This is a genomic window from Streptacidiphilus monticola (assembly GCF_042658505.1).
GTDB lineage: Bacteria > Actinomycetota > Actinomycetes > Streptomycetales > Streptomycetaceae > Streptacidiphilus > Streptacidiphilus monticola.
The window spans coordinates 48,462-54,748 of sequence record NZ_JBHSQJ010000061.1 but is presented as its reverse complement, the minus strand read 5'-3'; the positions used below and the strand labels follow the sequence as shown (position 1 = coordinate 54,748).

General features: G+C 71.1%; 5 protein-coding genes. 4 read left to right on the top strand and 1 reads right to left on the bottom strand.

Annotated elements, in window-relative coordinates; all coding sequences use genetic code 11:
- Positions 1-65: 65 nt before the first annotated feature.
- Positions 66-707: a TetR/AcrR family transcriptional regulator gene (locus tag ACFP3V_RS15335; protein ID WP_380583609.1), complete on the bottom strand. Its 642-nt coding sequence runs from the start codon at positions 705-707 to the stop codon at positions 66-68.
- A 94-nt stretch (positions 708-801) separates the two neighbouring features.
- Here ACFP3V_RS15335 and ACFP3V_RS15330 point away from each other — a divergent pair, with 94 nt between their 5' ends.
- From ACFP3V_RS15330 to ACFP3V_RS15315, 4 genes are all read left to right on the top strand, one after another.
- Positions 802-2,133, top strand: coding sequence for a GH1 family beta-glucosidase (locus tag ACFP3V_RS15330; protein WP_380583607.1), 1,332 nt, complete (start codon positions 802-804; stop codon positions 2,131-2,133).
- A 119-nt stretch (positions 2,134-2,252) separates the two neighbouring features.
- Entirely contained in the window at positions 2,253-3,503 is a 1,251-nt protein-coding gene (locus ACFP3V_RS15325) for an MFS transporter (protein WP_380583605.1), read from the top strand.
- A gap of 219 nt (positions 3,504-3,722) precedes the next feature.
- Positions 3,723-4,874 carry an ROK family transcriptional regulator gene (locus tag ACFP3V_RS15320; RefSeq protein ID WP_380583611.1) on the top strand — a complete coding sequence of 384 codons (1,152 nt, stop codon included), beginning with the start codon at positions 3,723-3,725 and terminating at the stop codon, positions 4,872-4,874.
- Between the two features lie 189 nt (positions 4,875-5,063).
- Positions 5,064-6,179, top strand: a complete 1,116-nt coding sequence (locus ACFP3V_RS15315) for a sugar ABC transporter substrate-binding protein (protein WP_380583603.1) — start codon at positions 5,064-5,066, stop codon at positions 6,177-6,179.
- Positions 6,180-6,287 lie beyond the last annotated feature (108 nt).

The window sequence follows — 6,287 nt, the reverse complement described above, 5'->3', positions numbered from 1 at the left end:
CCCGGGGAGGCGTCGTCGCAGGTCGGGCCCTTCCGGTCAGCCGCTGCAGCGGCGGCCGGCGCAGGTCAGGGGGCGCTCAGATAGCCCTTGAGCAGCTTCTTGCACTCGGCGACCAGCACCGGGTCGCCTTCCGGATCGACCCGGAAGGCCAGCCGCAGCACGGCGTCCGCGCACTCCAGGGCGACCCGCAGCTGCACCTGGCCGTGGTTCTCGTCGCCCCGGCTGATGATCGGGCCGAACAGCGTCCACAGGCGGTTGGCGACGGCCGTGTTGTTCTCCAGTTCGGCGTCGAGCAGGTGGAGGCTGCCCGAGTCCTCCCGGCCCACCGGGCCGAAGTCCACGATGCCGAAGCCGGGGGTCACCCGGTGCATGGCGACGTACTCCTCCACGGCCAGGTCGACCAGGGCGGTGACGTCGGCGGGCTGCTCGGCCTCCATCCGCCGGGCCAGCCGGTCCGTGTAGTGGGTGAGGTTGCGCTCGGCCAGTGCGCCCAGCAGCCCCTCGACGCCGGTGAAGAACTGGTAGAGCGTCCCGATCGGCACCTCGGCGCGCCGGGCGACCTCCTTGGTGGTCAAGGCCGTGTAGCCGACCTCGTCCAGCAGCTGGGCGCAGGCGTCGAGGATCCGCTCGAAACGCTCCTGGCTGCGCCGCTGGACCGGACGGCGGCGGACGGAGGAGCCGGTGCTGGAACTTGCGAGGGGTTGCATGTCCCCACTCTGCCGGATGACGTGTACAGTCGGCCATCAGCAGAGATGAGTGTCACTCATGTTGGCTGGCGGATCGACCCCTGGAGGCGGACCGATGCATCCCGCAAGGCTTCCCGCAGGCTTCGAATGGGGCGTGTCCACCGCCTCGTACCAGATCGAAGGCGCCGTCCGGGAGGACGGCAGGGGTGCGTCCGTCTGGGACACCTTCACCGCCCGTCCGGGTGTCGTGAGGAACGGCGACACCGGCGACATGGCCTGCGACCACTACCACCGCTATCGCGAGGACGTCGGCCTGATGGCGGGGCTGGGGCTGGACGCCTACCGGTTCTCGCTGTCCTGGCCGCGCATCCTGCCCGAGGGCCGGGGCCGGGTGGAGCCGCGCGGGCTGGACTTCTACGACCGCCTGGTCGACGAACTGCTCGCGCACGGGATCACGCCCACGCCCACGCTGTTCCACTGGGACCTGCCCCAGGCCCTGGAGGACGAGGGCGGCTGGCTGCGCCGGGAGACGGCGGAGGCCTTCGCCGCGTACGCGGGGGTCGTCGCGGACCGTCTGGGCGACCGGGTCCAGCGCTGGATCACCCTCAACGAGCCCTTCGTGCACCTGGCCTTCGGCTACGCCTTCGGAGTGCACGCCCCCGGCCGTGCCCTGATGCTGGACGCCCTGCCGGCGGCGCACCACCAGCTGCTCGGCCACGGGCTTGCGGCCCGGGAGCTGCGGGCCAGGGGCGCGGGGGAGGTGTGGATCGCCAACAACTGCACTCCCGTGCGCGACGCCGGGTCCCCGGTGGCGGCGGAGGCGTACGACGCGCTGCACAACCGGATGTTCAACGACCCGCTGCTGGTAGGGAGTTACCCCGACCTGAGCGCGTACGGGGTGACCGGTCCCGAATGGGGAGGGATCGTCAGGGAGGGGGATCTGGAGCTGCTGCACGGTTCCCTCGACGGGCTGGGGGTCAACTACTACAACCCGACATGGGTGACAGCCCCGGGGGAGGGGGCGGGCCTGCCCTTCGAACTGGCGGAACCGGACAAGGACTACCCCCGCACCGCCTTCGACTGGCCGGTCGTCCCGGAGGGGCTGACGGAACTCCTGACGGGCCTTCAGGCCCGGTACGGGGACGCGCTTCCCCCGGTGTGGATCACGGAGAACGGCTGCTCGTGCGACGACGTCGTGAGGGCGGGGGGCGTGGACGACCAGGCACGCGTCGACTATCTGGCCGCCCACGTGGACGCGGTCGGGGAGGCGGTGGCGCGGGGGGTGGACGTGCGGGGGTACTTCGTCTGGTCGCTGCTGGACAACTTCGAATGGGCGGAGGGGTACGCGCAGCGCTTCGGCCTGGTGCACGTCGACTACGCGACGCAGCGGCGGACACCGAAGGCCTCCTACCACTGGTACCGCGACCTGATCGCCTCGCTGCGGTAGGGCACCCCCTGCGGGGCCCCCGCGCCCCTTACGGCGCGCGGGGGCTGGTGCGGTGTCCCTCGCGCCGCTACGCTCGGCGGACCAAACATGAGTTGGGCTCGTGAATCCCGGGAGGGACCGTGCAGCGGGTCGAGGACGGCACGGACGCGGCGCCGGCGGCCCTGCGGGAACCCACGCGCCGGGTCACCGGGGTGTGGGTGGCGAGCCTCAGCCTCGCGAACCTCGGCGTCTTCATGGCCTTCATGACGCCCATTCAGATGCTGCTGCCCCTGCAGCTCGAGCACCTCGACCCCGCCCACAAGTCCACCGCCCTCGCCTGGGTCACCGGGGCCGGGGCCCTCGTCGCCGTCGTCGCCAACCCGCTCGCCGGAGCGGTCTCCGACCGCACCGCTGGCCGGTTCGGGCGGCGGCGTCCGTGGATCCTCGGCGGGGCTCTGGCCGGCGCCGCCGGCCTGCTGCTGACCGCCGCCCAGCACAGCGTCCTCGGCGTGGCCCTCGGCTGGTGCGTGGCGCAGGCGGGACTGAACGGGATGCTCGCCGGGGCGACCGCGCCGGTCGCCGACCAGGTGCCGGTGGGCCAGCGGGCGGAGGTGTCGGGCTGGACCGGGATCACCCAGTCGCTCGGGCTGGTCCTCGGCGCACTGCTGACCGTGCTGCTCTTCACCGGCGTCCTGTCCGGATACGCCGCGCTCGCCGTGCTGGCCGTCGCCCTGGCGCTGCCCTTCGTCCTCGGCTTCGGCGACCCCGTGCTGCCGCGGGCCGCGCGGCCGCCACTCCGGCTGACGTGGTGGATCAGCCCGCGCGAGCATCCGGACTTCGCCTGGGCCTGGGGCACCCGATTCCTGCTGAACCTCGGCAACGCCCTGGGGACGCTCTACCTGCTCTACTTCCTCACCGACGCGGTCCACTACCGCGGCGACGCGGCCACCGGGGTGCTGATCCTCACCGTCGTCTACACCGTCTGCGCCGCCGCCACCGCGGTGCCCTGCGGGCGCCTCTCGGACCGCCGGGGCAGCCGCCGCGGCTTCGTGCTGCTGTCCGCCGTCGTCATGGCCGCGGCCGCGCTGCTGCTCGCCCTCGTGCAGACCTGGCCCGCCGCCCTGGCCGCCGCCGCGGTGCTCGGGGCCGGCTTCGGGGTCTACCTCGCCGTGGACCAGGCGCTGGTGACGCAGGTGCTGCCGAACGCCGTGGACCGGGCCCGGGACCTGGGCGTGATCAACATCGCCAACTCCGGCCCGCAGGTACTGGCCCCCCTGCTCGCCGCGCCGGTCGTGGCCCATGCCGGCGGGTACGCCGGCCTCTACCTGGCGACCGCGCTGGTGACCCTGGCCGGCGGGGTGCTCGTCCGCCGGATTCGCTCCGTGGCCTGAACGGACCTGAACGCCGCTTGTGTCTTCAGCCTGACGAAGCCGCAGGCTGACCGATTCCTCCGCTTCTGCGGCATAGGTTTGGCAACGATCCGCCTTCAACCTTGACGGGAGATTGCCTGGCGGGCTGAGCTAAGAGTTCACAAGTTGTATGCCAAATGGCCCAACGGGGGTTTGGCACAGAGCTCCGCCGCAAGGGCGCGGGGAGGGTGGAACATGTCCGTGGAGACGCCGGGATCGCAGTCGTCACTGCACCGGGCCAACCTGGAGCGGGTGCTCAAGGCGGTCCGGATGGCAGGATCGCTGACCCAGGCCGAGATCGCCCGGAGCACCGGGCTGTCCGCAGCGACGGTGTCGAACATCGTCCGGGAGCTCAGCGAGGCGGGGACGGTGGTGGTCACCCCGACCTCCTCCGGCGGCAGACGGGCCCGCAGCGTCTCGCTCAGCGGGGACGCCGGCATCGTCGTCGGGGTCGACTTCGGGCACACCCACCTGCGCGTCGCGGTCGGCAACCTGGCCCACCGGGTGCTGGCCGAGGAGAGCGAGCCGATCGACACGGACGCCTCGGCCGACGAGGGCTTCGGCCGGGCCGAGACGCTGGTCGCGCGGCTGCTCGAGCAGACCGGGTTCGCGCCGGGGAAGGTCATCGGCGTCGGCCTCGGCGTCCCCGGCCCGATCGACGTGGAGACCGGCGCGCTGGGCTCCACCGCCATCCTCCCCGGCTGGACCGGGATCGCCCCCGCCCACGAGCTGTCCCAGCGCCTGGGCATGCCGGTGCGGGTGGACAACGACGCCAACCTGGGCGCGCTCGGCGAGCTGGTCTGGGGAGCCGGGCGCGGCCTGGGCGACCTGGCCTACATCAAGGTCTCCAGCGGCGTCGGCGCCGGCCTGGTGATCAACGGTCAGATCTACCGGGGGCCCGGCGGCACCGCGGGCGAGATCGGGCACATCACCCTGGACGAGTCCGGGCCGGTCTGCCGCTGCGGCAACCGCGGCTGCCTGGAGACCTTCGTCGGCGCCCGGCACGTGCTCGGGCTGCTCCAGGCGAGCCACGAGCCCGGTCTGACCATCCCCAAGGTCGTCCAGTTGGCCCAGCGCGGAGACCTGGGCTGCCGGCGCGTGATCGCCGACGCGGGCCGCCAGATCGGCACCGGAGTGGCGAACCTGTGCAACCTGCTCAACCCGCGCCGGGTGATCCTCGGCGGCGACCTCGCCGAGGCCGGTGACCTGGTGCTCGATCCGATCCGGGAGTCGGTGGCCCGCTACGCCATCCCGTCGGCCGCGCGGCAGCTCTCGGTGGTTCCTGGAACTCTCGGTGGGCGCGCCGAGGTCCTTGGAGCCTTGGCGCTGGTAATGTCCGAAATGGTCGACTAAGTACTGAGTTACGGGCCGCCGATCCGTCGGCCTGTAAGTTTCGTTGCGGTCTTGCCTTCAGGAACATAACGAAACGGTTCGGATTCGACGGAGCATGGTTTTACTTATTGACGCCAGGCTCGTCGGGGATGTTGACTCCCTGACACCTCGGTCGCAATGTGGCGACCGCGTCAGGGAGGCACCCCAAAGATGAACACCACTCTGCGCCGTACCGTCGTCGCGACTGCGGCCGTCTCCATCGCGCTGGGCATGGCGGCCTGTGGCAAGGCCGGCTCCAGCAACAGCTCTTCCTCCACTTCCTCCGCGTCCGCCGCCGGCGGGTCCGGCTCCGGCTCCATCGCTCTGCTGCTGCCGGACAACGTGACCACCCGTTACGAGAAGTTCGACAAGCCGCTGTTCGAGGCCAAGGTCAAGGAGCTGGCCCCGAACGTGACCGTCGAGTACGCCAACGCGGCGGGCAGCGCCCAGACCCAGGCGCAGCAGGTCACCACCATGATCAACAAGGGCGTCAAGGTCATTGTGATCAGCTCCCAGGACGCCGCGGCCATCAAGTCCTCCATCCAGGCCGCGCACGACAAGGGCATCAAGGTCGTCGCCTACGACCGCCTCGCGCAGGGCCCGGTCGACGCCTACATCTCCTTCGACAACTACAAGGTCGGCCAGCTCCAGGGCCAGGGCCTGCTGCAGGTCATGGGCGCCAAGGCCACCCCGTCCGCCAACGTCGTGGAGATCGACGGCGACTCGGCCGACCCGAACGCCGCCGACTTCAAGAACGGCTTCACGGACGCGGTCAAGGGCAAGGTCAAGATCGCGTACGACGCCTCCGGCCTGTGGAAGCCGGACGTCGCCGCGCAGAAGGCGACCGCCGCGATCAACCAGCTCGGCAAGAACAACATCGCCGCCTTCTACTCCGCGAACGACGGCATGGCCGGCGGTATCGCCGCCTCCATGAAGAACGCGGGCCTCAGCTCCCTGCCGCTGACCGGCCAGGACGCCCAGCTCGACGCCATCCAGCGGATCGTCGCGGGCACCCAGAGCCTGACCATCTACAAGGCCTACAAGCCCGAGGCCGAGGGCGCCGCCCAGCTGGCCGTCGACCTGCTGAACGGCACCGACGTCAAGTCCGTGGCCACCGCCACCAAGACGAACGCCTCCGGCAACCAGGTCCCGTCGGACCTGCTGACCCCGGTCCTGGTCACCAAGTCCAACATCAAGTCCACCGTTGTCCAGGACGGCCTGTACTCGGTCAGCGACATCTGCACCGGCGAGTTCGCCGCGGCCTGCAAGTCGGCCGGCCTCCAGTAAGTCCCCTGCAGCCCGCGCGGGTTGCCCTGTCTCCAGGGCTTCCCGCGCGGCTCGCGGAGGGGGACATTTCTCTTGTGGCCTGCGTGTTGTGACGACATGCGGGCCCTG